The sequence below is a fragment of the Pseudomonas sp. MYb2 genome, from assembly GCF_002979955.1.
Taxonomy (GTDB): Bacteria; Pseudomonadota; Gammaproteobacteria; order Pseudomonadales; family Pseudomonadaceae; genus Aquipseudomonas.
Window position 1 is genome coordinate 21,295 of record NZ_PCQC01000020.1, and the last position, 25,390, is coordinate 46,684.

General features: G+C 60.6%; 28 protein-coding genes. 10 read left to right on the forward strand and 18 right to left on the reverse strand.

Annotated features, from left to right (window positions below; translation table 11 throughout):
* Nucleotides 1-247 precede the first annotated feature (247 nt).
* Together CQ009_RS24795 and CQ009_RS24800 are read left to right on the forward strand one after the other, a co-directional pair.
* On the forward strand, nt 248-988 hold the full coding sequence (locus CQ009_RS24795) for a response regulator (protein ID WP_064392669.1): 741 nt from the start codon (nt 248-250) through the stop codon (nt 986-988).
* Nucleotides 985-2,292, forward strand: coding sequence for an ATP-binding protein (locus CQ009_RS24800; protein WP_105709014.1), 1,308 nt, complete (start codon nt 985-987; stop codon nt 2,290-2,292). Before CQ009_RS24795 ends, CQ009_RS24800 begins: the two co-directional genes overlap by 4 nt.
* Nucleotides 2,293-2,333: 41 nt before the next feature.
* On the opposite strand, the gene CQ009_RS24805 is transcribed toward CQ009_RS24800, so the two are convergent.
* Nucleotides 2,334-3,086, reverse strand: coding sequence for a DUF2063 domain-containing protein (locus tag CQ009_RS24805; protein ID WP_105709015.1), 753 nt, complete (start codon nt 3,084-3,086; stop codon nt 2,334-2,336).
* Nucleotides 3,079-3,918, reverse strand: coding sequence for a DUF692 domain-containing protein (locus tag CQ009_RS24810; RefSeq protein ID WP_064392664.1), 840 nt, complete (start codon nt 3,916-3,918; stop codon nt 3,079-3,081). Before CQ009_RS24810 ends, CQ009_RS24805 begins: the two co-directional genes overlap by 8 nt.
* A gap of 251 nt (nt 3,919-4,169) precedes the next feature.
* Here CQ009_RS24810 and CQ009_RS24815 point away from each other — a divergent pair, with 251 nt between their 5' ends.
* The 3 genes from CQ009_RS24815 to CQ009_RS24825 all read left to right on the forward strand — a co-directional run bounded on the left by CQ009_RS24815 (nt 4,170) and on the right by CQ009_RS24825 (nt 7,263).
* Entirely contained in the window at nt 4,170-5,015 is an 846-nt protein-coding gene (locus CQ009_RS24815) for a hypothetical protein (RefSeq protein WP_146117573.1), read from the forward strand.
* Nucleotides 5,016-5,257: 242 nt separating this feature from the next.
* The gene (locus CQ009_RS24820) at nt 5,258-6,304 is read left to right on the forward strand and encodes a class I SAM-dependent methyltransferase (protein WP_105709017.1); all 1,047 of its coding nucleotides are present in this window, start codon (nt 5,258-5,260) and stop codon (nt 6,302-6,304) included.
* Between the two features lie 110 nt (nt 6,305-6,414).
* Nucleotides 6,415-7,263 (forward strand): NAD-dependent protein deacetylase, encoded by an 849-nt coding sequence (locus tag CQ009_RS24825; RefSeq protein WP_064392658.1) that lies wholly within the window; start codon nt 6,415-6,417, stop codon nt 7,261-7,263.
* An 88-nt stretch (nt 7,264-7,351) separates the two neighbouring features.
* On the opposite strand, the gene CQ009_RS24830 is transcribed toward CQ009_RS24825, so the two are convergent.
* Nucleotides 7,352-8,233 (reverse strand): LysR family transcriptional regulator, encoded by an 882-nt coding sequence (locus tag CQ009_RS24830; protein ID WP_064392657.1) that lies wholly within the window; start codon nt 8,231-8,233, stop codon nt 7,352-7,354.
* 272 nt (nt 8,234-8,505) lie between these two features.
* Between CQ009_RS24830 and CQ009_RS24835 the strand changes: the two genes are divergently transcribed.
* The 3 genes from CQ009_RS24835 to CQ009_RS24845 are packed head-to-tail and all read left to right on the forward strand — an operon-like array spanning nt 8,506 to nt 11,087.
* On the forward strand, nt 8,506-9,204 hold the full coding sequence (locus CQ009_RS24835) for a CoA transferase subunit A (RefSeq protein WP_007919568.1): 699 nt from the start codon (nt 8,506-8,508) through the stop codon (nt 9,202-9,204).
* Between the two features lie 24 nt (nt 9,205-9,228).
* A complete protein-coding gene (locus CQ009_RS24840) occupies nt 9,229-9,894 on the forward strand; it encodes a CoA transferase subunit B (protein ID WP_105709018.1) in 666 nt (221 codons plus the stop codon).
* An 11-nt stretch (nt 9,895-9,905) separates the two neighbouring features.
* Nucleotides 9,906-11,087 (forward strand): acetyl-CoA C-acetyltransferase, encoded by a 1,182-nt coding sequence (locus tag CQ009_RS24845; protein WP_105709019.1) that lies wholly within the window; start codon nt 9,906-9,908, stop codon nt 11,085-11,087.
* A 224-nt stretch (nt 11,088-11,311) separates the two neighbouring features.
* On the opposite strand, the gene CQ009_RS24850 is transcribed toward CQ009_RS24845, so the two are convergent.
* Together CQ009_RS24850 and CQ009_RS24855 are read right to left on the reverse strand one after the other, a co-directional pair.
* A complete protein-coding gene (locus CQ009_RS24850) occupies nt 11,312-12,610 on the reverse strand; it encodes an Nramp family divalent metal transporter (protein ID WP_371920185.1) in 1,299 nt (432 codons plus the stop codon).
* A 93-nt stretch (nt 12,611-12,703) separates the two neighbouring features.
* Nucleotides 12,704-13,240: a chalcone isomerase family protein gene (locus tag CQ009_RS24855; protein WP_064392650.1), complete on the reverse strand. Its 537-nt coding sequence runs from the start codon at nt 13,238-13,240 to the stop codon at nt 12,704-12,706.
* 146 nt (nt 13,241-13,386) lie between these two features.
* On the opposite strand from CQ009_RS24855, the gene CQ009_RS24860 reads away from it, so the two are divergent.
* Together CQ009_RS24860 and CQ009_RS24865 are read left to right on the forward strand one after the other, a co-directional pair.
* Complete coding sequence (locus CQ009_RS24860; protein WP_064392648.1) at nt 13,387-14,163, forward strand: hypothetical protein; 777 nt, start codon at nt 13,387-13,389, stop codon at nt 14,161-14,163.
* Nucleotides 14,164-14,243: 80 nt separating this feature from the next.
* Complete coding sequence (locus CQ009_RS24865) at nt 14,244-14,807, forward strand: hypothetical protein (protein ID WP_105709021.1); 564 nt, start codon at nt 14,244-14,246, stop codon at nt 14,805-14,807.
* Here CQ009_RS24865 and CQ009_RS24870 read toward each other — a convergent pair.
* The 13 genes from CQ009_RS24870 to CQ009_RS24930 form a co-directional block, all read right to left on the reverse strand.
* On the reverse strand, nt 14,797-15,513 hold the full coding sequence (locus tag CQ009_RS24870) for an alpha/beta hydrolase (RefSeq protein WP_105709022.1): 717 nt from the start codon (nt 15,511-15,513) through the stop codon (nt 14,797-14,799). The genes CQ009_RS24865 and CQ009_RS24870 overlap by 11 nt on opposite strands.
* An 817-nt stretch (nt 15,514-16,330) precedes the next feature.
* On the reverse strand, nt 16,331-17,191 hold the full coding sequence (locus CQ009_RS24875; RefSeq protein ID WP_064392643.1) for a CsgG/HfaB family protein: 861 nt from the start codon (nt 17,189-17,191) through the stop codon (nt 16,331-16,333).
* Between the two features lie 28 nt (nt 17,192-17,219).
* Nucleotides 17,220-17,651, reverse strand: coding sequence for a curli assembly protein CsgF (locus CQ009_RS24880; RefSeq protein ID WP_105709023.1), 432 nt, complete (start codon nt 17,649-17,651; stop codon nt 17,220-17,222).
* The gene (gene csgE / locus CQ009_RS24885; RefSeq protein ID WP_064392640.1) at nt 17,648-18,040 is read right to left on the reverse strand and encodes a curli production assembly/transport protein CsgE; all 393 of its coding nucleotides are present in this window, start codon (nt 18,038-18,040) and stop codon (nt 17,648-17,650) included. The genes CQ009_RS24880 and csgE overlap by 4 nt, the downstream gene beginning before the upstream one ends.
* Nucleotides 18,037-18,588, reverse strand: coding sequence for a type II secretion system protein (locus CQ009_RS24890; protein WP_105709024.1), 552 nt, complete (start codon nt 18,586-18,588; stop codon nt 18,037-18,039). The genes csgE and CQ009_RS24890 overlap by 4 nt, the downstream gene beginning before the upstream one ends.
* On the reverse strand, nt 18,563-18,937 hold the full coding sequence (locus CQ009_RS24895) for a type II secretion system protein (protein WP_064392635.1): 375 nt from the start codon (nt 18,935-18,937) through the stop codon (nt 18,563-18,565). The genes CQ009_RS24890 and CQ009_RS24895 overlap by 26 nt, the downstream gene beginning before the upstream one ends.
* A 5-nt stretch (nt 18,938-18,942) precedes the next feature.
* On the reverse strand, nt 18,943-19,416 hold the full coding sequence (locus CQ009_RS24900) for a type II secretion system protein (protein WP_007919393.1): 474 nt from the start codon (nt 19,414-19,416) through the stop codon (nt 18,943-18,945).
* Between the two features lie 2 nt (nt 19,417-19,418).
* Nucleotides 19,419-21,266, reverse strand: a complete 1,848-nt coding sequence (locus tag CQ009_RS24905) for a secretin N-terminal domain-containing protein (protein WP_105709025.1) — start codon at nt 21,264-21,266, stop codon at nt 19,419-19,421.
* Nucleotides 21,263-21,775 (reverse strand): hypothetical protein, encoded by a 513-nt coding sequence (locus CQ009_RS24910; RefSeq protein ID WP_105709026.1) that lies wholly within the window; start codon nt 21,773-21,775, stop codon nt 21,263-21,265. The genes CQ009_RS24905 and CQ009_RS24910 overlap by 4 nt, the downstream gene beginning before the upstream one ends.
* Nucleotides 21,775-22,323 carry a GspMb/PilO family protein gene (locus CQ009_RS24915; protein WP_105709027.1) on the reverse strand — a complete coding sequence of 183 codons (549 nt, stop codon included), beginning with the start codon at nt 22,321-22,323 and terminating at the stop codon, nt 21,775-21,777. The genes CQ009_RS24910 and CQ009_RS24915 overlap by 1 nt, the downstream gene beginning before the upstream one ends.
* Nucleotides 22,310-22,855 (reverse strand): PilN domain-containing protein, encoded by a 546-nt coding sequence (locus CQ009_RS24920; protein WP_105709028.1) that lies wholly within the window; start codon nt 22,853-22,855, stop codon nt 22,310-22,312. Before CQ009_RS24920 ends, CQ009_RS24915 begins: the two co-directional genes overlap by 14 nt.
* Before the next feature lies 1 nt (nt 22,856).
* Nucleotides 22,857-23,660 (reverse strand): hypothetical protein, encoded by an 804-nt coding sequence (locus CQ009_RS24925; RefSeq protein WP_105709029.1) that lies wholly within the window; start codon nt 23,658-23,660, stop codon nt 22,857-22,859.
* Entirely contained in the window at nt 23,641-25,347 is a 1,707-nt protein-coding gene (locus tag CQ009_RS24930) for a GspE/PulE family protein (protein ID WP_064392624.1), read from the reverse strand. Before CQ009_RS24930 ends, CQ009_RS24925 begins: the two co-directional genes overlap by 20 nt.
* Nucleotides 25,348-25,390 lie beyond the last annotated feature (43 nt).

Below are 25,390 nucleotides of genomic sequence, written 5' to 3' on the forward strand. Positions count from 1 at the left end.
CTCGATGGAGCCTATTTGAGGCTCGCGAGGTATCGCGTCTGTGTCAGGAAAAGCCGCGTTTCAATCGCTGTGTATCCCTGCCATAGGGAGATACACAGCGATACAAAACCCTGGAAGAACCGCGTTTTTGCGTGCTCATGTATCCGTTGTCACGGCAGATACACTGCAATACAAAGGCAGGCAGGCGAGCCGCGCGAGGCTCGATAGACTGCACGGCATTCCCCTTTGATATAGAGGCTCGAACCCGATGGAACATGTCGATCACATTCTCATCGTCGACGACGACCGCGAGATCCGTGAACTGGTTGGTAACTATCTGAAGAAAAACGGCCTGCGCACCACGGTGGTCGCCGATGGCCGGCAGATGCGCAGTTTTCTCGAAGCCAACACCGTCGACCTGATCGTGCTCGATATCATGATGCCCGGCGACGATGGCCTGCAGCTGTGCCGCGAGCTGCGCGTCGGCAAACACAAGGCCACGCCAGTGTTGATGCTGACCGCGCGCAACGATGAAACCGACCGCATCATCGGCTTGGAAATGGGCGCCGATGACTATCTGACCAAACCCTTCGCCGCCCGTGAACTGCTCGCGCGGATCAACGCTGTGCTTCGGCGCACGCGCATGCTGCCGCCCAATCTGGTGGTCACCGAAGCCGGGCGTCTACTGGCGTTCGGCCGTTGGCAGCTGGACACCTCGGCGCGCCATCTGCTCGACAAGGACGGCACCATGGTCGCGCTGAGTGGCGCCGAATACCGTTTGCTGCGGGTATTTCTCGATCACCCGCAACGGGTGCTCAGCCGCGATCAACTGCTCAACCTGACCCAGGGCCGCGACGCCGACCTGTTCGACCGCTCGATCGATTTGCTGGTCAGCCGCTTGCGCCAGCGTCTGCTCGATGATGCGCGCGAACCGGCCTACATTAAGACCGTGCGCAGCGAAGGTTATGTGTTCTCGCTGCCGGTTGAGATCCTCGGTGCCCCGGCATGAAGCTGAACCTGCACTGGCCGCGCACCCTCGCCTCGCGGCTGTCGCTGATTTTTCTGATCGGGCTGATCCTCGCCCAGGCACTGTCATTCGGCGCGCAGTATTACGAGCGTTACCAGAGCGCGAAGAACACCATGCTCGGCAACCTCGAAACCGACGTTTCGACCTCGATCGCCATCCTCGATCGCTTGCCCGCCGAAGAGCGTCCTGACTGGCTCGAGCGTCTGGCGCGAAAAAATTATGGTTACCTGTTGAGCGAAGGCGAACCGGGCACGCCGATCAAGGCCGGGGATGTGCCGGTGGCCGTTACCTCGATCACCGAGGCCATCGGTGAGCGCTACCCGTTGACCTTCAGCGATATTCCCGGGCCGAAGAAACACTTTCAGGGCCACCTGCGACTGAGCGATGGCAGCCCGGTGACCATCGATGTACGCCCGGCGATGGCCCCGTTGTCGCCGTGGTTGCCGGTGGTCTTGCTCGGCCAACTGGCGCTGATGATCGCCTGTACCTGGCTGGCAGTGCGCATTGCGATCCGCCCGCTGACCCGCCTGGCCAACGCCGTGGAAACCCTCGACCCCAACGCCCACCCGGTCCACCTCGACGAAAAAGGCCCGACCGAAGTGGTCTACGCCGCCCGTGCGTTCAATGCGATGCAGGCGCGCATCGCCGCGTATCTGAAGGAACGCATGCAACTGCTGGCAGCGATTTCCCATGACCTGCAAACCCCGATCACGCGGATGAAACTGCGCGCCGAGTTCATGGACGACTCAGCGGAAAAAGACAAACTGTGCAATGACCTCGGCGAGATGGAGCATCTGGTGCGCGAAGGCGTGGCCTATGCCCGCAGCATTCATGGCTCGACCGAAGAAAGTCGGCGCACCAACCTGGATTCGTTCCTGGAAAGTCTGGTGTTCGACTATCAGGACATGGGCAAGGATGTGCAGCTAGTGGGCAAGAGCGAAGTGGTGGTCGACACCCGTCCGCATGCGCTGCGTCGGGTGTTGGTCAATCTCACCGACAACGCGCTGAAATTCGCCGGCAGCGCCGAAGTCTGGGTCGAAGCGAACAAGGGCAGCCTGGCGATTACCGTCATGGATCGCGGCCCGGGCATCGCCGAAACCGAACTGGCGCAGGTGCTGCAACCGTTCTATCGCGTGGAAAACTCGCGTAATCGCGACACTGGCGGCACCGGCCTCGGCTTGGCCATCGCCCAGCAACTGGCCATGGCGCTGGGTGGTTCGCTGACCTTGAGTAATCGCGAGGGTGGCGGCTTGTGCGCTGAACTCAAGCTCCCTCTCCATTCTTGATATCTACAAATAAATCTGTGGGAGCGGCGCGGTTCAAGTGTTCAAGATACCAGACCGATCACCTGGTCCTCATGCATCTGCTGCAACAACGCCAGCCCACTGTCCATGAACGAAGCGCTCGCCGACTGTCCGGCCTCCTGCGCCAGAGCTTGCAACTGCTCACGTCCCGTCAACGGCGCAAACTCGCTGATGCGCTGTAGCAACCGCCAGGCCAGCGGGCTCAATTCGGAAAACTTCACACTCCAGTCTGCCGTGCGCCGCACCAGCAACAGCGTCGGTTGCGCCGGTGGCGTGGCGGGTTGATTATTCGGCTCGAGTTGATGGACAGGCCAGACATACGCCAGCGGCCAGGCCAGCGCCGAGAGCTGCAGCGGGCGCTCCAGCAACAGCACCGGATCTGTCCATGACAGCACCTCAGCATCAGACTGCTGCAAGACCATCTCGACCCATTCGTAATGCGCCAGCTCCAGCAGGAACGCCGGCCACTGCCCCTCTCGCAACACCTGCGGTTGCGTCGCGAGATAGTCGAGAAACGTTTCGGCAATCTCGCCAAACTTCGGCGTCTGCGCCCGCCAGTCCCGCAAAAAACCGCGCACCAGCAAGCCCCAGCGTTGCTCACCGATGATGCGAATCAACACTGCAAACGTGCCGCTCAACAGTTGCGATACGTTGTTGAACACCAGATCGCGATAGACGTTAACCCGCGCCGCGTTCATGTCGACCGGCGGCGTTTGACGGTCGGGATCGCGCAAGTATCGGGTCAGCGCCTGTTGTTGCTGCAAGAGGTTATCCATGGTTGGCCTCCCGGGATTGCAGGTGGCGGATGATCTGCAGCTCTGCGACCAGTTCGGCGAATGCCGGAAAGTTGAAGTCTCGCTCCAGCAAGGTCGGCTGCGTGCCGAAGTGCCTGTAGGCCTCGGCCAGCAACGTCCACACCACGGGTTTCACCGAAGCCCCGTGTGTGTCGATTTTCAGCGAATCGGACTCGTCGAAGTGCCCGGCGACGTGCATACCCACGACCCTGCCCGGCTCGATCCCGGCGAGAAATGTCAGCGGATCGAAACCGTGATTGATCGAGTTGACGTAGACGTTGTTGACGTCCAGCAGCAGGTCGCAATCGGCCTCGCGCAGCACGGCATTGGTGAAGGTCACTTCATCCATGTCCTGACGCGGAGCCGCGTAGTAAGAGACGTTTTCCACGGCCAGACGCCGGCCGAGAACGTCCTGAGCCTGGCGAATCCGCGCCGCGACGTGGTGCACCGCCTCTTCGGTGAACGGCAATGGCAGCAAGTCGTAAAGATGCCCGTCATCGCTGCAATAACTCAGGTGTTCGCTGTACAGCGGCACGTGGTAATGATCGAGAAACACGCGCACTTCCTGAAGAAACCCGCTATCCAGCGGTGCCGAGCCGCCAAGCGACAGCGACAAGCCGTGACAGGACAACGGGTAACGCTCGGCCAACTCGCGTAAAGCCGCTCCGTGGGCACCGCCAACACCGATCCAGTTTTCCGGGGCGACTTCTAGAAAGTCGAAATCACCTGCGCTGGCGGCTTGCAGATCCTTGAGCAGGCCACGGCGCAGACCGAGTCCGACGCGCGAGGGCATTGATGATTTGGAGTTTGGCATGGACACCTCTGATGATGGCTGACCCATACAGTTGAAACGGTGGCTGTATCAGCGCTGTGTGCAGTCTCGGCAACTTTTGCCACGCCGTGTATCAACAGGTAATTGGGATACACGCCAATACAAGAAGCCAATTTCCAATTACCCAATCGCGATAAGAAAACAGCTTTTTACACCTGTCAGAGTTGACAGTATCGAACTTTCAAAATGCTTCTTAGACTCGAGAAACAACCTCAAAACCAAGAAGAGCGTTTATGTCTCGACAGCCGAATGCAACAGCAGGAACCATGACCGCGAAGAGTGTTGACGAGCCTGATTTCGTTGCCGATTCTCGGTTCGAGATCAGTCGCTTGCCAAATCATTGGCAAATATCGGCTGCTGACGCGTCAGAACAGGGTAATCGAGCGTTGTATATACACGTGCCGGTCAGTCTGCCCGATACTGGTATAGAGAAAACCTACCAGCTCAGTAGGGATGACGGGCCGGAAAACGCCTGGATTGTTTATATTTCAGGTGACTTTATGGTGTCTTCGAGCACCGGTTCTCTGACGCTCCGATATTACGGCGACCAAGAGAAAATGGTGGGAACCTTTGATTTCGAAGGCGGGTTTGGCGGCAAGCGATTTCGGCTGACCGATGGTCACTTTGAAATGACCGGGTTAAAGAAACCGGGCGTTCACAGCACAAACTCGCTTACCGCAGACGTGACTGGTGCTTTTTCGGTGATGTACTCGACTAAGACTCATCAAGTCAATTTCTTACCGGACACCCAAAAACTCGAATTATTTGCCTCTGAACTGATTTGGAGCCCTGTTCCACCCCGTGTACACACGTTCATGCTGAATCTTCCTGAGGGTACTAAAAAAGGTAGTTATAAAATCGGCAAATTTGGCGATCCGATTTATGCGTCCTACAACGTCCTCGCCGCCGACGGTAATCTTTTCCCATCCATTGAAGGAGACATTGAGTTGCTCGCAGACGCTTCTGTTGATCATCTGGAAGCTAATCTGCGCTTTACTGCGATCGCTGCAGGAGCCCCCGATAAAACAATGCAAATAGCCGATGGAAAAGTCATTTACAAGCGTATACCGGCCAAGTAACTGCGTTACGCCCTGAGGCACTTACTGATCACCCACAATCAGAGCAATCTGCGCGGGCAAAATGCTCCTCGAATTGCCCAGCAAGACTAGACTCTTAATTACCCTGTTCCCACAACAGGGCAACCGGGGCGATGGCACGCAGGACGCGGCTTTCGCTCGAATCCAAGACGACCACACCCCAGAGGTGTATGCCTGGGATAAGCAAGACCTCTGGATCGTGATCCAGGCACAGGAGCACCATCATGGACGAACTCAAACTTAACGAATTCATGGGCAAACTGGTCAATGACATGGGCGGTGCGGCAATGCTGGCCAATGTCATTGTCGGTGAGGAACTGGGACTCTATCGGGCCATGGCCGACAGTCAGCCGATCAGCCCCGAAGCCCTCGCGGCAAAAACCACCTGCAATCCACGGCTGGTGCGCGAATGGCTCAGTGCACATGCCGCGTCCGGCTACATGGAACACCGTGACGGCCAGTTTCGCCTGCCGGAAGAACAGGCACTGGCGCTCGCCGTGGAGGATTCACCGGTGTACATCGCCGGCGGATTAGGCGTGGTGGCGTCGTTTTTCCATGACAAGGACAAACTGGTCAAAGCCATGCGCGGCAATGGCGCCCTGCCCTGGGGTGATCACCATCCGTGCATGTTCACCGGCACCGAGCGGTTTTTCCGCCCAGGCTACAAGGGGCATCTGATCGCTGAGTGGCTGCCGGCGCTGGACGGTGTCGTGGGCAAACTCGAAAGCGGTGCCAACGTCGCCGACATTGGCTGCGGCCATGGCGCCTCGACGGTGATCATGGCGCAGGCGTTTCCCAACTCGCGCTTCGTGGGCTTCGACTACCACGCGCCGTCGATCACCGTCGCCACTCAGCGCGCTGAAGAAGGTGGCGTCAGCAACCGGGCGAAGTTCTTCCAGGGCACGGCGAAAAGCTATCCCGGTGATGACTATGACCTGATCTGCTATTTCGATTGCCTGCACGACATGGGCGATCCGGTCGGTGCCGCGCGGCATGCCTTCGAATCGTTGAAGGACGACGGCACAGTGTTGCTGGTCGAGCCATTCGCCAACGATACGCTGGACGACAACATCAACCCGGTCGGACGACTGTTTTATGCGGCATCGACGTTTATCTGCACGCCGAATTCGCTGTCCCAGGAAGTCGGATTGGGCCTCGGTGCGCAGGCCGGGGAAGTGCGCTTGCGCAAAGTGTTCAACGAGGCCGGTTTCAAACAATTCCGCCGTGCGACGCAAACACCGTTCAATCTGATACTGGAGGCGCGCAAGTAACGCTGCATAACCCTGTGGTTCTGCAAAAAACCTGTGGCGAGGGGGTTGCCCCCTCGCCACAGGGTCAGTGCTAATCTGCATGGCATCCCGCCGCCCCCGGAGTGCTGACCATGCTCGACAGCCCGACCCGCAAACACCTCGACACGTTGCAACAGGCGATGGCCGATGGCGATTTTCTGGTGCTGACCGGCGCTGGCATCAGTACGCCGTCGGGCATACCGGATTACCGCGACAGCGACGGTGTGCGTCGTGGCCGGCAACCGATGATGTATCAGGAATTCCTCGCCTGCGCCGAATCGCGTCGCCGCTACTGGGCGCGGGCGATGCTCGGTTGGCCACGGGTGCGTCAGGCGCAACCGAATGCGGCGCACGAAGCGCTGGCCGGTTTGCAGCGACATGGCTTGCTCCACGCCTTGATCACGCAGAATGTCGACACCTTGCACGATCAGGCCGGCAGCCATGACGTGATCGAATTGCATGGCAGCCTGCATCGGGTGGTGTGCCTGGATTGCGGTCAGCGCAGTGAGCGCGATTCGATTCAACGTTTGATGGAAATGCACAACCCGTATCTGGCAGGTGTCGATGCGGTGCTGGCGCCGGATGGCGATACGTTGCTCGATCCGGCGTTTGAAGGACGTTTTCAGGTGCCGCGCTGCCCGCATTGCGCAGGGGAACGGATGAAACCGGATGTGGTGTTTTTCGGTGAGAACGTCGCGCAGCCCACCGCCGCCCGAGCGATGGCCGCCGCCGAGAATGCGGCGGGTATGTTGGTGGTGGGTTCGTCGTTGATGGCATATTCCGCATTTCGCCTGTGCCGGGTGATTGCCGATCGCGGCAAACCGTTGATCGCGATCAACCTCGGCAAGACCCGTGCGGATGACCTGCTCGACCTGAAGATCGAAGCCTCCTGCGAACAACTTTTGCCGTTGCTCGCCCACCACCTGAATGCCCCCCTGTAGGAGCTGCCGCAGGCTGCGATCTTTTGATCTTGAACAACAACATCAAAAGATCGCAGCCTGCGGCAGCTCCTAAACGGAGGGGTGTGTTTCAGGCGTAGTGTTCCTGTTGGAGGATATCGAACAGTGCTTGCGCCGCTGCCGAGAGTTCATTGCCCGGTTCGGTCAGCACGCCGATGGCCCGTTCCACCGAGTCGTTGAGTGTCAGGCAGTGCGCGCCGAGCTCCAGCATCTGTTCGGCGCACAACGCTGGCACCGCGCTGACACCGAGTCCGCTGGCAACCATTCTGCCGACCGTTGCCAGTTGATGACTTTCAAACTCCACCGGCAACTTCTTTCCGCGCGCCTGCAAGTGCTCCTCCAGCATCACCCGCACCGTCGACGGCCGTTGCAAGGTAATGAACGGTTCCTGCAACAAGGTCTGCCAGTCAATCTCAGCGCGCTGCGCCAATGGTGAATCCTTTGGCACCACTGCGACGAAGCGATCCATGTACAACGGCGTAAATGTCATCGAAGTGTTCTGCATCGGCTCGAACGCTACGCCCAGTTCAACCTGACGGTCGCGGACCATTTCCAGCACCTGCTCATTGATGACGTCGTTGACCGTGACGTTGACGTTTGGATAACGCGCGCGAAACGTTTTCAGAATCGGCGGCAACAGGTTGCCGGCAAATGACGGCATCGCCGCCAGCGTCACGCGTCCGCGTTGCAGGCTGAAGCGCTGGCGCATTTCGTCTTCGGTGTTGTCCCAGTCGGCGATCAGCCGTCGCGCCAGCGGCAACAGCGATTCGCCTTCCGGAGTCAGCGCAACGTTGCGCGTGTTGCGGCTGAACAGGCGCCCGCCCAGGCCCTCCTCCAACGCCTTGATCGTCAGGCTCAACGCCGATTGAGACAGGTGCAGACGCTCGCAGGCCACGGCGAAACTCAGGCTTTGAGCCACGGCGAGAAAGGCGCGAATCTGTTTGATGGTCATACTCAAACCTCAGGATCGTCGTTGATGATCGTTCCCACGCTCTGCGTGGGAATGCAGCCCGTGACGCTCCGCGTCACTGGACGCGGAGCGTCCCTATAGGCATTCCCACGCAGAGCGTGGGAACGATCAAGCGTTAAGCGGCAAGCCATAACGCGATTATTGAGTTTTATCTATCAATCAACCTTAAAAATCAACTTAACAAATATATTCTCCAGCGAGACACTCCAACCATTCGGCTAGCCAGCCGCCCGCAAATAATAAAAGAGGTGCATATGGCAGGTTTCGACAAGCGCGTGAGTTCCTACGAGGAAGCCCTGGCCGGGCTTGAGGACGGCATGACCGTCATCGCCGGCGGCTTCGGTCTGTGCGGCATTCCGGAAAACCTGATCGCCGAGATCAAACGCAAAGGCACCCGCGACCTCACCGTCGTCTCCAACAACTGCGGCGTCGACGGTTTCGGCCTCGGCGTGCTGCTCACCGATCGCCAGATCAGCAAAGTCATCGCCTCCTACGTCGGCGAAAACAAGCTGTTCGAAGAGCAACTGCTCAAGGGCGACATCGAAGTCATCCTGACCCCGCAAGGCACCCTCGCCGAGAAAATGCGCGCGGGCGGCGCCGGCATTCCGGCCTTCTTCACCGCCACCGGCGTCGGCACCCCGGTCGCCGAAGGCAAGGAAGTACGCGAATTCAAAGGGCGCAAGTACCTGATGGAAGAATCCATCACCGGCGACTTCGCCATCGTCAAAGGCTGGAAAGCCGACCACTTCGGCAACGTCGTCTACCGTCACACCGCGCAGAACTTCAACCCGCTGGCCGCCACCGCCGGCAAGATCACTGTGGTTGAAGTCGAAGAAATCGTCGAACCCGGCGAACTCGATCCATCGCAGATCCACACCCCGGGCATCTACGTCGATCGGGTCATTTGCGGCACGTTCGAAAAACGCATCGAACAGCGCACCATCCGCAAATAATTCAGGCTGACGGAGAATAACAACATGGCACTTACCCGTGAACAAATGGCTCAGCGCGTCGCCCGCGAAATGCAGGACGGCTTTTATGTGAACCTCGGTATCGGCATTCCGACCCTGGTCGCCAACTACATTCCCGAAGGCATGGAAGTCATGCTGCAATCGGAAAACGGCCTGCTCGGCATGGGCCCGTTCCCGACTGAAGAGACCATCGACGCCGACATGATCAACGCTGGCAAGCAGACTGTGACCGCGCGCATCGGCGCGTCGATTTTCAACTCCGCCGAATCCTTCGCGATGATCCGCGGTGGTCATGTCGACCTGACCGTGCTCGGCGCGTTCGAAGTCGACGTCGAGGGCAACATCGCTTCGTGGATGATCCCCGGCAAACTGGTCAAGGGCATGGGCGGCGCGATGGATCTGGTGGCTGGCGCCGACAATATCATCGTGATCATGACCCACGCGTCCAAGGACGGTGAGTCCAAGCTGCTGTCCAAATGCAGCCTGCCGCTGACCGGCGCCGGTTGCATCAAGCGCGTGCTGACCGACCTCGCCTACCTGGAAATCGAAAATGGCGCTTTTGTCCTCAAGGAACGCGCACCTGGCGTCAGCGTCGAGGAAATCGTCGCCAAAACCGCTGGTAAACTGATCGTCCCGGATCACGTACCGGAAATGCAGTTCGCTGCCGAGTGAGGAATTCGAAAATGCAAGACGTCGTAATTGTTGCCGCCACGCGCACAGCGATCGGCAGTTTCCAGGGTTCCCTGGCCAGCGTGTCCGCTGTTGATCTGGGCGCGGCGGTGATCCGCCAGTTGCTCGAGCAGACCGGTCTGGACGGTGCGCAGGTTGATGAAGTGATCATGGGCCAGGTGTTGACCGCCGGTGCCGGCCAGAACCCGGCACGTCAGTCGGCAATCAAGGCTGGCCTGCCACACGCGGTGCCCGCGATGACCCTGAACAAGGTCTGCGGTTCAGGCCTCAAGGCTCTGCACCTGGGCGCACAGGCAATCCGTTGCGGCGACGCCGACGTCATCATCGCCGGCGGTCAGGAAAACATGAGCCTGTCCAACTATGTGATGCCGGGCGCACGCACCGGTCTGCGCATGGGCCACGCGCAAATCGTCGACACCATGATCAGCGATGGCCTGTGGGATGCGTTCAACGATTACCACATGGGCATTACCGCCGAGAATCTGGCCGACAAGTACGAGATCAGTCGCGAACAGCAGGACGCTTTTGCTGCCGCTTCCCAGCAGAAAGCCGCCGCTGCCATCGAGGCCGGTCGCTTTGTCGATGAAATTACGCCGATCCTGATCCCGCAGCGCAAAGGCGATCCGGTCGCGTTCAAAGTCGACGAGCAGCCACGCGGCGACACGACGGCGCAATCGCTGGCGAAACTGCGTGCAGCGTTCAAGAAGGACGGCAGCGTCACCGCCGGCAACGCTTCGTCGCTGAACGACGGCGCCGCCGCAGTCATCCTGATGAGCGCAGAAAAAGCCAAAGCCTTGGGTTTGCCAGTGCTGGCGAAAATCGCCGCTTACGCCAACGCCGGCGTTGACCCGGCGATCATGGGCATCGGCCCGGTCTCGGCCACCCGCCGCTGCCTCGACAAGGCTGGCTGGAACATCGACCAACTCGACCTGATCGAAGCCAACGAAGCCTTCGCTGCACAATCGCTGGCGGTGGCCAAGGATCTGCAATGGGATCTGGACAAGGTCAACGTCAACGGTGGCGCCATCGCACTGGGCCACCCGATCGGTGCGTCGGGCTGTCGCGTACTGGTGACGCTGTTGCATGAAATGATCAAGCGTGATGCGAAAAAGGGTCTGGCGACTCTGTGCATTGGCGGCGGTCAGGGTGTGGCGCTGGCGCTGGAACGCGTTTAAATATCGAGTTCAACGGCAGACGGCGGATCCACGACATCCGCTGGTTGCTGGCAACAAAAACCCGGTGCAGCTTGCGTTGCACCGGGTGTTTTTTGTCTGTTCGAAATATTTGTTGAATGTTTTGACGCCATCGCGAGCAGGCTCACTCCTACAAGGGATTTGTGAACCCGATCCTGTAGGAGTGAGCCTGCTCGCGATGGGGCCAGCCCAGACACCGCAAAAATTCAGCCAGCCAATTGCAAAATCAACCAGGCATTCGCCCCACTGATCACCACAAACAACCCCCACGCCAACACCCGCGTCGGCCAGCGATTCACGAACGGCCCCATCAGCTTGTGGTCATTGGTCATGCGAATCAGCGGGTACAACGCAAACGGCAGCTGCAAACTCAACACCACCTGGCTCAGCACCAGCAACTTGCCCACCGCGTTATCGCCCATCAGCCACACGCCGATGAACGCCGGAATCAGCGCCAGCCCACGGGTGATCAGGCGCCGCTGCCAGCACGGAATCCGCAGGTTGAGATAACCCTCCATGATCACCTGGCCGGCGATGGTGCCGGTGAAGGTTGAACTCTGCCCCGAAGCGAGCAACGCCACGCCGAACAGCACGCTGGCCAATGCCCCACCGACCAGCGGATCAAGCAAGTGATAGGCGTCCTGGATATCGACTACGTCGGTATGCCCTGACTGATGAAACGCCGCTGCCGCGAGAATCAGGATCGCCGCGTTGACCAGCAGCGCCAACGCCAGCGAACCGATGGTGTCGATGCGCGCGAGCTTCACCGCATCCTGCTTGCTGGCCAGATCCTTGCCGATCATCCGCGTCTGCACAATCGAGGTGTGCAGGTAGAGGTTATGCGGCATCACCGTCGCGCCGAGAATGCCGATGGCCAGGTACAACGGCGCAGCATCGCTGATCGCCGACAACGAGGGTTTGAAGCCGCTGAACACGTCCGGCCAATACGGCTTGATCAGCACCAGTTCAACGAAGAAACACACGCCGATGGTGGCGACCAGCACCAGCATGATTGCCTCCAGTCGGCGGAAGCCCCGGTTCTGCAGAGCCAGCACCAGTAACGTGTCGAACGCCGTCAGGGCAATGCCGAAGGTCAGCGAGCAACCGAGCAACAAGTGAAACGCCAGCGCACAGCCGAGTACTTCGGCAAGGTCGGTGGCGATGATCGAGATCTCCGCCAACACCCACTGCAAACGTGCGGTCGGCGTGCTGTAGCGCTCGCGCGACAGTTGCGCCAGATCGCGCCCAGTGGCGATGCCCAGGCGCGAACACAGGCATTGCACGACCATGCCCGACAGACTCGCCAGCAACACCACGAACAACAGGCTGTAGCCAAATCGCGAACCGGCCTCGATGGCGGTTGCCCAGTTGCCCGGGTCCATGTAGCCGATCGACACCAGCAATCCTGGGCCGGCGAAACGCAGCACGCGTTTGAAGAACGAGGCATTCGGATCCACCGCGACGCTGCCGGCCACTTCCGGTGGGCAAAACGGCGCGGTGGCGATTTTGGGCAAACTGAATTTCACGCACACATCCTGAAACAAGTCGGAAAGATGCAGCTTAGACGTTTCAGTTGCTGCCTTGAAGCGCAAAAGAATCTATCGACTGACACCCAACAACTGCTCACGCAACTCGGGACTGCGTGTACGCGGATCCAGCCAGATATCGAAGAACGCCCGGGCAAACTGCGGATCATCGATTTCATGCTGCAACTGCTGACCGACAAAAAACCGCGCGCCCTGACCTGGCAGATACACCCCGGTAATCCGCGTGCCGGCCTGCACATCAATGAACGATTGCTGCATCTGGATCTGCCAGCCGGCCAATTGCACGGGGCTGACATTGGCGCCGCCCAAACGCCTGATTTCGTCGACGCTGGCCTTGACCAGATCCTCGCGGGAGATGCTGCGGCGGTAGATCAGCTCCAGGGCAAACGGCTGCCCGTCAGCCAAAGGCCGGGCGGCGCTCCACAACCGCGCGTTGTACACATCGAATCCGAATACGCTGAAATCGCCGGTGCCGATGATCTGCGCACCTGGCACCGCGTCTTGCCAGTTGGCCCAGGTCGGTGTCAGCAACAACGCCCACAAACCGATGCCGCAACAACCTCGTAACACTTTTGGCGCTCTGTTCATGGCGGTATCGACTCCAGCAAGCTCTGATAGTCAGAGCATAGTCGGCTATTGCAATGCGGATGTTGTATACAAAATACGCACACATTTGCAGCAATCTCTGATCGGCAGTGCTAACGTGGCCGTCACCACCTGACGGAGCCCCCTGCGTGCTGATCCTCAAACTGCTGTTGATTCCCGGTTTTCTGCTGCTGATTTCCCTCGCGGGCAAGCGTTGGGGGCCAAGCGTGGCCGGGTGGCTGTCCGGGTTGCCGGTGGTGGTCGGGCCGATTCTGTTTTTCCTCGCCATTGAGCAGGGGCCGGCGTTTGCCGCTCACTCAGCGGTGGCGGCGTTATCGGCGATGTTCGCGATGATTGCCTTCTGCATCACCTATGCGCAGGTCGCACAGCGCGCGAACTGGCCGTGGGCGCTGACGATTTCGCTGGCGGTCTGGGGCGTACTGGCGTTGCTGTTGTCGCTCGTTCCCGCGTCGTTGCCGTTCTCTGTGGCGGCGGCCGCGATTGCTCTGCTTTCGTCGCCTTACCTGTTTCCTAAGGTACAGCCAGTGCTCAACGGCCCGGCGCCGAAGTCGGACAAACTGATCTGGCGGATGATCGCCGGCGCCGCGCTGACGCTGGTGGTGACGATGCTGGCCAGTACCGTCGGCGAGCGCTGGAGCGGTCTGCTCGCGGTGTTCCCGGTGCTCGGCAGCGTGATGGCGGTGTTTTCCCAGCAAACCCGTGGCCCGGCGTTTACTGCCGTGCTGTTACGGGCAACCGCGACGGGGATGTATTCGTTTTCGGCGTTCTGCCTGGTGGCGGCATTGACCTTGCCCACCCTGGGACTGAGCGGATTCGCGGTCGGCGTGGCGGTCTCCGTGGCCATGCTCGGCGTGACCCGCCAATTGCTGGTCCGGCCGGTGGCGAAACAGCAGCAGGCACAGTAACCCTGACGAACCGCGCTGGAGTGACAGCACGCTGCGTGGGATGATCGCCCACCTAGCGCGTCCATCCCTCGGAGATTCGAATGTCATTGTTGAGCAAGAAAGCCGTCATCGTGTTGCTGGCGGCCGTCGCCGGTCTCGGCGCCATCAACGCTCAGGCGGCCAAAGCCAAGGAAAAAGCCACGACCGAGCAAGTCTCGCTGCTCGGCGGCAAGTTCACTTTCACTCTGCCTAAAGGCTTCGTGGCTGATCCGTTACCGGCCAGCCCCGGCGGCGCCACCGGCACGATGTACACCAACGAGTCCACCAAAACCGTGGTCATCGCCGCCGAAAACCAGATTCCTGAAGGCCAGAACGTCAAGGACAATGACGGCGAATTTCTCGACGGCAGCGTCTCGAGCTTCATCGAAGACCAACGCAAAGCCTTGCCGGATTTCAACAAGCTCACGGAGAAAAGTCTGACCCAGAAAGGCACCGGCCTCGGTCTGCGTCAAGTCGACAGCACCGCCACCCAAGGCGGCGGCCAGACCCTCAACACCACGCTGCTGGCCGGCTCCGGCACGAAAATGGCGCTGGTTCAGGTGATCTCACGCGCCAGCGACAAGAAAGGTCACGATGCCCTGGTAAAAACCATCCTCAAGGATTGAGCTGCTGCAACCAGCCATTCAAATCCCGCAGCTCGGCCGCAGTGATGCTGTGGCCGACACCTGGATAGGCATGGAATTGCGGTGTGTAAGCCAGCTTCTCCAGCAACGCCTTGGCCTCGGTACCGTCGTGGTACGGCACGCGATCATCGGCGGTACCATGGCCGATGAAGATGTTCAGCGGCAGCGGTTGTTGCTCGGCCTTGAGCTGTCCTTTCAACACGGGCAACAAACGCCCGCTCAACGCCGCGATGCCGCCCACGGCCAGCGGCGGTCGCAGCCCCACTTCGTAGGTCATCATCGCGCCCTGGCTGAAGCCGATCAGGTACACCTTGTCCGGACTGGCGTGATATTTCTTCGCGGCTTGCGCAATGAAGTCGCGCAGCTTCTGCCCGCTGGCCTTTAAATCATCCGTCTCACCGTTGTAAGCGCCCTCACCCTTCTTGCGAAACCACTGATAGCGATCCTCGCCCAACGACAGCGGCGCCTGCACCGACAAGTAGTTGTACTGCGCCGGGAGCTGGAACTTCATCCCGATCAGATCCGCTTCGTTACTGCCGTAGCCGTGCAGGAAAATCACCAACGGACGCGGCTCCGCGTCCGGATGAACCTGCTCGAGGTACTTCAATGGGAGATCGGATTGCAGCGTGGTTTGCGCCTGGACGGCGCTGGACACCAGCAGCGTCAGTAGAGCGAACACCTTCAACATAAGCCTTCCTTCACAGAATGCAGGGATTGGGGGGAGCCTAACATTCCAGGGTGGAGATCCAAATGTTTGGGGAAGTTGGGGTCGTCATTGCTGGCGGGCCGGTTCCTACAGAGGCAGGTACATGTGCGAGGGATTGGTTGGCTGTCAGGCCGCCATCGCTGGCAAGCCAGCTCCCACAGGAATTGAGTTCACCCGATAAATTTTCGCATCGCGCCCGCTCTTCACCACTCAACACGATGAGCGCAAGCTCGGGTGAAGCTTTTGATCTTGATCCACGAGCGACGTCGGCAGGCTGAGCGCAGGGATTGATCCGGGGGTGGGAGCGCAGCGACCGTTTGGCGCAGCCAAACACAGCGAGAGGAGGTGCAGCGAAGCAAACCGTAGGCGCTGCGCCCGGATCGATCCCGGAGCGAAGGAACCCCGAGCTCTAGCGAGCGGGCCGTACGTAGGAGCAAGCGTTTTTGGTTACTTTTGAGGCGTTTGTCAAAAGTGACCCGCCGTAAGGGCGGAACCCTAAGCAGCCGTTGCCGCAGGAATGGATATGTACTCCGTCAGAAAGAACCCCACCGCCTGATAAAACACCTTCGCGAGCAGGCTCGCTACCACAATTGGAACTGGGTACATCCGCCAGAGATTGGTCGGCTACAAGGCCGCCATCGCTGGCAAGCCAGCTCCCACAAGGATTGTGGTACATCCGCAATAGCAACTGTGTCTGAGAGATAGCTATCGCGAGCAGGCTCACTCCTACAGGTTTAAACCGGTTTCGACCGAGAGAGCCTGGTCGGCTATCAGGCCGCCAAGCTCAACAGCAAAAACCTCACTCAGCATCCGGATCAATCTTGTTCTGGGTCAAATACCGATTCAACACATCATCCTGCCCAGGCACCGAACTGTCCCCCGCCACCTGCCACAAATGCCGCTCAATCCCCTGCGCCACCATATGCCCCACCGCCGCCTCAATCGCCGACAGAACACAAAGCTGCGCCGGCTCGTTCGTGGTGTACCCAACCTCAGCCTCAAGCAACTTCTTGAACTCGATGAACTTGAAAATCCCCGCGCTGCGCGCCACCGAATAAATCGTCTTGCTGGTCATCACATTCGCCAGCACCTGCCCACTGCGCACATCCACCGCACGCAAGTTGACGGTCACCTGATCCACCCGATACTCACGCTGCAAATCAATCCCCAGATACCGCGCCCCTTCCCCACCGCTGCGCACATTGGTGTCATAGGCGATGATCCCGCCTTCGAGCATCATGTTCGCCGCCTGCAACGGTGGCAGCTCGCCCTGAATATTCACCGGCGTATTCGGCTTCTTCTGCGAGGCGCGAATGATCTTGCGTTCGGTCAACAGGTTCTGCAGCCCTTCCCGCTCCAGCACGACAAACCAGCCACTGGCCTGCATCGCGTCCATCAGCATCGACGCCGCGCCTTGGGTCACGCTGGTGGAAAACGAACTCGCCGGCGTCGGCTTGTACTGCCCGGTCTGGTCACGGAAGCCGTACACCACCGCCATCAACCGGCCCTTGGGTCGCGGCATCTTCAGCAAGTCGTAATAAGTCGAAGCCCTGGGGGTCAGGGTCGGGGTTTCGGTGTCCTGCTCGGCCGACATCGGCTCACGCAGACTGCACCCTTGTAATGTCGCCAACAGCAGCCCTAACGCGATGATCTTTTTCATGTCCGTTCTCCCCGGAACCGTCAGCCCGTCATGGGTTGAGGCCGTTCACCTGAATTTCCGAAACCTCACCGCTCGCTCGATCGGTCACTTCAATGCTCAGTGCCCCGGAGTCGTCGATGACGTTGACGATAAAAGAGTCGGTGGACAGGCTCCCCGTGTTGCCGGTGGAGATGTTGTCCAGCAACTGCCCTAGCAGCCTCGATTGCAATTGACTGGTGAAGCGCTCCAGTGCCGATGTCCCGGCCACCGCCGAACGGCTCTGGATGTCCGGGTCGTCGTGATCGTTTTGTGCCTGGGCGTTGTTGAGCAGCCAGGTGCCGTTGAGCGGGTTGCCGCCGAACGACGGGTTGACCGGCGTGTAGACCAGTTCAGTGGCCTGGACCGCGGCAGCGCTGGCGAGCCCGATCAACAACCCCGAGATCCAGAATCCGCTGCGCCGTGAGAACGTTGTGCTTTTCATAGTTCGTCCTTCTCAAGGTCGGTGGTGTCCTGCAACAGAGCCTCCAGCTTGCGCTGGACAACCTGGCGTCGAACCCAGTCGGCGGCCGCGTAGGCCTCGTCCTTCAGTTCCACGGTATTCGGCGGCAGGAAGCGCCGATAAACCAGGCGTTGCTGATATTCCACGGTCACCAGGCTGCCCCAGCGCGCGTCGGGCCGCTCGCGCACCACCAGGTTGAAATCCATCGGGCTGGTATCGCGCAGGCGTTCACTGAACGAGTAGTAAAAGTCGTGGCCGATGTGCGAGATCGTGTCATCGACGATGAAGCCCATCATTTCGTCTTCTTCACCGCCATGGGCGCAGCACGCCGCCACGGTGAGAATCAGCGCGCACCACCAGTGGCGAGTCATGGCTGCAACGCCTGGGGCAAATTCGACTGGCCTTTGGCCGGGCCCCCGCTACTAGTGCCAGTGCCGTCGAGAAAGGCCTTTTCTGCCACGAACTGCCAGTCCGAATAACGCTGCATGCCGTCGAAATCCGACCACTGCGTCGGGAAGTCCGCCTGCTTCAACGGCAGCTCGGCCGAGGGACTGTTGAGGCCGGTGATGCGGCCATCGAAACCGCGTTGCAGTGCCCACTCGCCCTGACCGATCGGGTCTGGATAGAGCTGCCGCAGATGATGTTTCGCCTCTGGAAAGCGCTGATCTTCAAGCAGGTCTGCCAACTCTTTCGGGTACTGCGCCAGCCCCGGCGAACTGCGGTAGTAGCTGCGCAGCGCCTGGGCGTATTGGGTGCCGACCCAGAGCAATTGGCGCTCACGGTCGCGGCGCGAACCGGTCGACCACAACTCGCCGGCACTGGCCAGGCCCATGCCCATCACCGCAATCAGGAACAGCACGCCCAGATAGGTGAAACCACCCTGCTGCGCGCGGTTACCACTCGGAATACTGGCTGCCATCACGCGCCCTCCCGGTAGCACCGCTTTTGATGTCGGCCACGCCGCCCGCCACACCGTCCGGTGGCGCGATCAGCACCCACTGGTCTTTGCGCTCGGTGATCGGATCGAGTGGCGCGTTGCGCAGGTAACGTTGTTCGATCAGTTGTTCGATGGAATCCGGATAACGGCCGGTGTCGCCGTAGAAGTGATCCAGCGCCTCGCGCATCGCCGACAGGCTCTGGCGCAAGGTGGTTTCCTTCGACGCATCAAGGCTGTTGAAGTAGCGCGGCAGTGCGATGGTCATCAGCGTGGCGATGATCGCCATCACCACCATCAGCTCCAGCAAGGTAAAACCTTTTTCCCGGCGCATGAGGTTCACCACTCGCGGTAGGCGATGCCGTTGAGGCCCTTGCCCCGGGCGTGGGAATAGACGTCGAAAACGTCCTCGCCATCGCGCGGGTTCTGAGCCGAACTGTTGTAGGCGCGCACGCCCCAACCCCCTTCGTCATCACGTTTGGCCGGCACCAGCGGATCGCGCGGGATGCGGCGTAAAAAGTAGAACTTGGCGCCCTTCGCGCTGCGCACATCGCGCACGCCTTCGACCAGTACTTGCAGGTTCGGCGGGTAGCCGCTGCTGTTCAGCGACTTCTCGATGTAACCGGCATCGAACGCGCGTTTGTAGGCGTCGATGCCATCGCGAATCTGGTACAGCGCGTTGCGCAATTCCTGCTCCTTGCCACGCCGCACCAGGGTCTCGGTCAGCGGCGCGGCCATGCTCGCCAACAGACCGATCAGGGCCAGCGTCACCACGACTTCGATCAGGCTGAAACCGCGTTGGCAGGCGTTCATGATCAAGGCTTCTCGACACTGACGCGGGTGGTGGCCACGGCCGATTCACCGACTGCACGCGGCTGCGCGGCAGGCGCCGGCATCACGTAGCTCTGCGAACGATCCGGTGCCTGGATGTGCATGCTGGTTTCGGTGCCGGTGGAGAACTCCATGTCCGACGGGCTCTGATACGGCAGGTTGCGCACGATCCGTGGCGTGATCGACAGCACCAGTTCCGATTTGCCGACGGTGTCCTTGTTGCTGCCGAACAGCCGGCCAATGCCAGGAATATCGCCGAGACCCGGAATCTTGTTGCCGGTGGCGCCGTGATCGTTGCGCATCAGGCCGGCGAGGATCTGCGTTTCGCCGTCGTGCAGGCGCAGCGAGGTTTGCGCGTTGCGGGTGTCGACCTGCACCGGAATCGTGCCCTGGCGGGTCGGTTCCAGCGGCGTGGCGTTACTCACTTCGAGAGCAATCTTGATCGCCACTTCGTTGTTCAGGTGCACGGTCGGTTGCACTTCGAGCTTCAGACCGACGTCCAGATAAGTGACGCTCTCAGTGATCACCGGGCCTTGCGTCGACGGCACCGAAGTGGCGCTGATGATCGGTACGCGCTGACCGATGTGGATGCGTGCCTGCTCGCGATTGCTCACACGAATCACCGGGCTGGCGAGTGTGTTGATGTCATTGTCCTGAGCGTTGATTTTGGCTTGCGGCGACGGCGAGATCGAAATCCGGCTGGAATTGATGCCTTTCAGTTGATCAAGCAGGGTCACCGCCGAACCGTCGCTGTTGACCACGCCGAAGGTGTTCGGCCATTGCAGGCCAAGGTCGAGGATGCGCTGGGTGGCGACTTCCATCACTTCAACTTCAAGCACCACTTCCGGGTTGGACTGGTCTTGCGATTGCAGGAGTTTCTCGGCCATGCGCACGGCGTCTTCGGTGTCGCGCATGGTCAGGGTGTTGAGGCGTTCGTCGACGAACACGTCGCGGGTCTTGAGCATGGTCTTGACCATGTTCAGCGCGGTGTTGGCGTCGATGCTGGTCAGGTAGAACGTGCGCATCACCAGTTCCTGGTAATCCTTCACTTTCTGCGGTGAGTCCGGGTAGATCAGCAAGGTGTTTTCGTTCACCACTTTCTGGTGCAACTGGTTCTGTTGCAGCAGCAGGGTCACGGCGTCTTCGATGCGCACGTCACGCACGAAGATCGTCGCTTTCATGTCCGGGCGCAGGTCTTTGTCGAAGATGAAGTTCAGTCCGGCGACCTGCGACAGCACTTCGAAAATGGTCTTCAGGTTGGCGTCACGAAATTCCAGGGTCACCGGGCGATCAAGCTTGGTGCGCAGTTGCGGATAAGGAATGACGTTGCGGCTCTGCACCAGACGAATGTTGCCTTGCAGCTCCAGTGCGCCCTCGTTGTTCGGGTCGAGTTCGAGGATCTGTTTGACCTGGCGATCAGCGCCGTAGATGTCGCCACGACGCAGGTCGCCACGGGCCAATTCGAGTTTCTCGTCCATGCTGCGCAGGTAATCCATCTGCTTCAGGGCATCCTGGGCGCGGCGGTTGTTCGGCTCGATGGTCAGCGCGCGGTTGTAGGCCACCCGCGCCGAAGCGAAGTCGCGGCGCGAGCGGTCAGTGTCGCCGGTCGTCAGCAACGCCGTGATCGCCTTGGCCCGACCGCTGTTGAGCAGCAAGTGCAGCTCGGTGTCCCGTGGGTTTTCGCGCAGGCCTTCTTCGATTCGGGCCAGCCCCGCCTCGTACTGACCCTGTTCAATCAGGTCGGCGGCTTCCTTGTTGGCCACTTGTGCGGAACTGCACGCGGCCAGCCCGGCACACAGGCCCAGGCTCATCAGCAAACGGCAACGGTTCATTGCGTACTCCCCACAGACAGGGTCTGCGACAAATGCAAGGGCAGGTAGACCAGGCTCAATTCCACATCGGAAATGCCGGTGATCTTCCAGGTGTCGTCGATCACATCCCCGTTGCGCACGACGTAGATCTTTTCGCCGTTCTGCAAAAACACTTGCAGGTCGCTGCGGTCATGCAGCCTGCCGACGAACTGAAACGGCACCGGTGGCAGGCTCGGGGCTTGCACCACTGTTGCTGGATTGATGGCCATTTCGGTGACCGTGGCCAGAATTGGCGCGGCCTTCCAGGATTTGGCCGCGAACAGGTCGCCGGCCGGGCTCAGGTCCTTGATCGGCGCATCCTTGGCCTTGGCGGTGCTGGCCGGCAGCGCGCCCCGGGTTTTCCCCGGCGTAGCGACAGCCACTTCGTGCGAATCGGCGTCTTCGCTTGGCGAGAAATATTCCGGCAACCACGCCAGCGCGGCCGCTACGCCGAAGAACGCCAACCACCCTGTCACGCGCTTGGTATTCATCACGACCTCGACAGGTAAAGGGTCATACGGATCCGGCCATTGAGGTCGGTGTCGCCAATCTTCTTGCGTTGCAACTCGAGGTCTTCCACCACCACCGCTGGCAACTGACCGAGCAAGGCGTGCAGAAATCGGCGCAGTTGCGGGTAGCTGCCGCGCACTGGCAACAGGATCTGATAACGCGCCAGATGGGTTTTCGGATCGACGCCGAGTGCATATTCGCCGCGTGCCAGAGTGATGTGCTCCTGGGCTGCGAGAGCGTAGATGCGGTCGATGGCGACGGTGGCTTGCGGCTGCGCCGGCAGTTTGTTGCGGAAATCGTCGAGCTGACGTTGTGGCACCACCGGCGGCGCGATGCTGCCGTCTTCAACCTTGGCCAGGTATGCGGTGGCTTCCTGAGTCTGTTGGCTGAGGTGCTGCAACGATTGCCAGCCCGGCAACAAACTGCCGAGTGCCCAAGCCACGGCGACCAGCAGCAGCGCCAGCCCGGCGAGGCCCGGAATGCCGACGCCTTGCAGGTATTCGTGGACGATCAGTCTAGGGATTCGCATCGCCAATCTCCCAAGTCGCCGACAGGTTGAATTGCACCGGTTGTTCCGGCGATTTGACGACGATTTCGTGGCTCAGCAGCGACACGTCGGACAGTTCGTCGCTGGCTTCCAGACGTTTGTGGAAGTCGAGCATCGCTTGCAGATCCCGCGCTTCGGCGCTGATGCGGACCTGGCCTTTGCGCGCATCCGGGGTCAGGGTCAGCAGCGCGACGTCATCGCGCGGCATCTCTTCGAGCATGGCGAACAGGCGCTCCCACGGCCGGCGCAGTTGCTGCGAGACCTTGCGCATTTCGGCGAGGTTTGCCGCTTGCTCGCGGGTTTCCGCCGGGCTCAGGGTGGACTTGGCGCCGCTGTCACCGGTGAGCTGGCGCTGGGTGGTTTGCAGGTGGCCTTGTTGCTGTTCGGTGTGCGCGTCGAGGTGCTGTTGCACGCCGAAGCACAGCAGCGCCAGCAGCACGCCGGCGCCGAGCAGGCTCCAACCCAATGGGCCCGAACGTGGCCGTGGCTGAAAGTCGAGATTGAGCGCGCGCATGTCAGGCCACCGCCCGGGACATGACGTACAAGCCGTCACGCACGTTCATCGAGGCGTCTTCAAGGGTGCGCAGTTGCACACCCGCCACGTCCGGATGCGCATCGAGGCGCGCCGGTGCATGCAGATAAACACTGAACGCGCGTTCGCTGGTCGAAGCTTGCAGCTGCCGTTCGCGACCGATCAGGGCATTCAACGCGGCATCGCTGTCGCTGCCACCGACCGAGCGCACACCGGCCCAGCGCCCTTCCCTCACCAGCAACAACACGCTGCGTTGCGGCTCGGCGACGACGAAAAGGAAGTCGCCGGCATCCAGACTTTTGTCGAAGCGGTTGAACGCCGCCATCAGGTACGGTTGCACCGAGCGCAGGCGCAAACCGCGAGCGCTGACCAGTGTGCGCAAGCGTTCGAGCAAGTCTTGCGGCAAGGCGCTGGCAATGCGGTCGTAACCGGCAGGTTCGGCGGACAGCACCAGACTCCACGGCTGGGTCGGCGCGCCAAACAGGTCTTCGAAACACAGTTGGGCAAAGCCGCGCAGTTCCTCAGGGCTGCTGATCTGCGCGCTCCACGGCACCAGGCAGAAGCGGCTGAAGTGCCCGGAGATGACCACGCTCAATTCGGCCCCGGCGCGGGCGTGTTCACCGAGCAGGCGGTCGAGGGTGTCCAGCGCCACCGCGTAGCTCTGGAAGCCTTCGTCGATGTAACCGACGCTGCCCAGCCACAGGGTCTCGCTGCCACGCCGCTGCCCCAGGCCAACACCGCTGGCGCCGAGCACGGCGACAAAACGCTCACGCGATAAAAGTGACACGATTGATCTCCTCCAGCGTGGTGCGACCTTGTTCCACCAGCTCCAGCGCCGACTCGCGCAACAGGCGCAAACCACGGGCGCAGGCCAGGGCTTTGATTTGGGTGATCGGTTGGCGCTCGACGATCATCTGACGCAGTTCGTCGTCGAGGTGCAGCAACTCGGCAATCGCCGTGCGCCCGCGATAACCGCTGCCCCGGCAGTGGCCGCAGCCTTTGCCGTGGACGAAGTGGTAGTGATCGACTTTCTGCGGATCGAGGCCCGAGGCGCGCAGTTCTTCATCGCTCGGGTTGACCGGCGCGCTGCAACTGGCGCACACCAAACGAATCAAGCGCTGGGCGAGAATCGCGTTGAGCGCCGAGACCAGGCTGTAGGGGTCGATTTCCATTTGGGTGAAGCGGCCGATCACGTCGAAAACGTTGTTGGCGTGGATGGTGGTGAACACCAGGTGACCGGTGAGCGCCGATTGCACGGCGATCTGTGCGGTGTCCGGGTCGCGGATTTCGCCGACCATGATTTTGTCCGGGTCGTGGCGCAGGATCGAGCGCAAGCCGCGGGCGAAGGTCAGGCCTTTTTTCTCGTTGACCGGGATTTGCAGCACGCCCGGCAATTGATACTCGACCGGGTCTTCGATGGTGATGATCTTGTCCACGCCGTGGTTGATCTCGGTGATCATCGCGTACAGCGTGGTGGTCTTGCCGCTGCCGGTCGGGCCCGTCACCAGGACCATGCCGTAGGGCTCGGCGGCGAGGCGGCGCAACTGGCGCAGGGTTTCGTCTTCAAAGCCCAGCGCCTGCAATTGCACACCGCAGACCTTGTCGGCCAGATCCTGTTTGTCGAGCACTCGCAGCACCGCGTCTTCGCCGAAGATGCTCGGCATGATCGACACGCGGAAGTCGATCTGCCGGCCACTGATGCCGATCTTGAAGCGACCGTCCTGCGGCACGCGTTTTTCGCCGATGTCCAGTTCAGCCATGACCTTGACCCGCGAGATCACCTGCTCGGAGAACTCCGCACCTTGGACTTTGCTGATGTTGTTGAGCACGCCGTCGATGCGATATTTGATCACCAGACCGTTGCCGGTGGTGCCGAGGTGGATGTCGCTGGCATGCATTTTCAGCGCGTCGTAGAGGGTCGAGTTGACCAGTTTCACCACGCTGCTGGCGTCTTCGCTGATGCTGGTCAGCGACAGGCTTTGCAGGGTGTCGATTTCGTTGTGGGTGTCGCCCTGGGCGTTGAGCGATTCGACGGCGTGGAAGCTTTCTTCGTGGCGGGCCAGATAGGCCTTGAGATCATCGGCGTGCACCAGATGCAGCGGCGCGCCGTGCAGGCAATCGTCGATCCAGGCCAGCCGCGCCGGGTCGAAGGGGTCGGCAAACACGCCGATGACTTCGTCGTTGTGGCGCAGCAGGATGAATTCACGTTTCAGGCATTGTGCGAGGGTGACGCGGTCGAACACCGGCGTCGCGGCAAACAGGCTGTCGGTGTCGAGCACCGGGTAATGCAGGGTCGCGCCGAGGGTGTGAATGAACGGCATCGGCGCCAGTTCACAGAGGACGCCGAGGGCTTCGAGAACACGTTCGCCGGAAGTGGCGGCCCGCGCCCGGGCCTGGGCAAGCTGTTCACTGGAAAAGCGTTCTGGCGCGCTTTCGGCCAACAGCGGTTCGACGACAACGGACAGACGTTCCATGGCTTGCTCTCCAACCGGGGCTTAGAGCCCTGTCGGCGCGGCA

What these genes read in the sequence shown, in the direction of transcription:
- CQ009_RS24900 (WP_007919393.1), bottom strand. Translation starts at nt 19,416, where the DNA reads ATGAACGCCTGCCAACGCGGTTTCAGCCTGATCGAAGTCGTGGTGACG.
- CQ009_RS24880 (WP_105709023.1), bottom strand. Translation starts at nt 17,651, where the DNA reads ATGAAAAGCACAACGTTCTCACGGCGCAGCGGATTCTGGATCTCGGGG.
- CQ009_RS24930 (WP_064392624.1), bottom strand. Translation starts at nt 25,347, where the DNA reads ATGGAACGTCTGTCCGTTGTCGTCGAACCGCTGTTGGCCGAAAGCGCG.
- CQ009_RS24815 (WP_146117573.1), top strand. Translation starts at nt 4,170, where the DNA reads ATGTCTCGACAGCCGAATGCAACAGCAGGAACCATGACCGCGAAGAGT.
- CQ009_RS24810 (WP_064392664.1), bottom strand. Translation starts at nt 3,918, where the DNA reads ATGCCAAACTCCAAATCATCAATGCCCTCGCGCGTCGGACTCGGTCTG.
- CQ009_RS24890 (WP_105709024.1), bottom strand. Translation starts at nt 18,588, where the DNA reads ATGGCAGCCAGTATTCCGAGTGGTAACCGCGCGCAGCAGGGTGGTTTC.
- csgE (WP_064392640.1), bottom strand. Translation starts at nt 18,040, where the DNA reads ATGACTCGCCACTGGTGGTGCGCGCTGATTCTCACCGTGGCGGCGTGC.
- CQ009_RS24915 (WP_105709027.1), bottom strand. Translation starts at nt 22,323, where the DNA reads ATGCGAATCCCTAGACTGATCGTCCACGAATACCTGCAAGGCGTCGGC.
- CQ009_RS24870 (WP_105709022.1), bottom strand. Translation starts at nt 15,513, where the DNA reads ATGTTGAAGGTGTTCGCTCTACTGACGCTGCTGGTGTCCAGCGCCGTC.
- CQ009_RS24830 (WP_064392657.1), bottom strand. Translation starts at nt 8,233, where the DNA reads ATGACCATCAAACAGATTCGCGCCTTTCTCGCCGTGGCTCAAAGCCTG.
- CQ009_RS24895 (WP_064392635.1), bottom strand. Translation starts at nt 18,937, where the DNA reads ATGCGCCGGGAAAAAGGTTTTACCTTGCTGGAGCTGATGGTGGTGATG.
- CQ009_RS24825 (WP_064392658.1), top strand. Translation starts at nt 6,415, where the DNA reads ATGCTCGACAGCCCGACCCGCAAACACCTCGACACGTTGCAACAGGCG.
- CQ009_RS24845 (WP_105709019.1), top strand. Translation starts at nt 9,906, where the DNA reads ATGCAAGACGTCGTAATTGTTGCCGCCACGCGCACAGCGATCGGCAGT.
- CQ009_RS24835 (WP_007919568.1), top strand. Translation starts at nt 8,506, where the DNA reads ATGGCAGGTTTCGACAAGCGCGTGAGTTCCTACGAGGAAGCCCTGGCC.
- CQ009_RS24840 (WP_105709018.1), top strand. Translation starts at nt 9,229, where the DNA reads ATGGCACTTACCCGTGAACAAATGGCTCAGCGCGTCGCCCGCGAAATG.
- CQ009_RS24820 (WP_105709017.1), top strand. Translation starts at nt 5,258, where the DNA reads ATGGACGAACTCAAACTTAACGAATTCATGGGCAAACTGGTCAATGAC.
- CQ009_RS24855 (WP_064392650.1), bottom strand. Translation starts at nt 13,240, where the DNA reads ATGAACAGAGCGCCAAAAGTGTTACGAGGTTGTTGCGGCATCGGTTTG.
- CQ009_RS24905 (WP_105709025.1), bottom strand. Translation starts at nt 21,266, where the DNA reads ATGAACCGTTGCCGTTTGCTGATGAGCCTGGGCCTGTGTGCCGGGCTG.
- CQ009_RS24875 (WP_064392643.1), bottom strand. Translation starts at nt 17,191, where the DNA reads ATGAAAAAGATCATCGCGTTAGGGCTGCTGTTGGCGACATTACAAGGG.
- CQ009_RS24795 (WP_064392669.1), top strand. Translation starts at nt 248, where the DNA reads ATGGAACATGTCGATCACATTCTCATCGTCGACGACGACCGCGAGATC.
- CQ009_RS24800 (WP_105709014.1), top strand. Translation starts at nt 985, where the DNA reads ATGAAGCTGAACCTGCACTGGCCGCGCACCCTCGCCTCGCGGCTGTCG.
- CQ009_RS24865 (WP_105709021.1), top strand. Translation starts at nt 14,244, where the DNA reads ATGTCATTGTTGAGCAAGAAAGCCGTCATCGTGTTGCTGGCGGCCGTC.
- CQ009_RS24920 (WP_105709028.1), bottom strand. Translation starts at nt 22,855, where the DNA reads ATGCGCGCGCTCAATCTCGACTTTCAGCCACGGCCACGTTCGGGCCCA.
- CQ009_RS24910 (WP_105709026.1), bottom strand. Translation starts at nt 21,775, where the DNA reads ATGAATACCAAGCGCGTGACAGGGTGGTTGGCGTTCTTCGGCGTAGCG.
- CQ009_RS24805 (WP_105709015.1), bottom strand. Translation starts at nt 3,086, where the DNA reads ATGGATAACCTCTTGCAGCAACAACAGGCGCTGACCCGATACTTGCGC.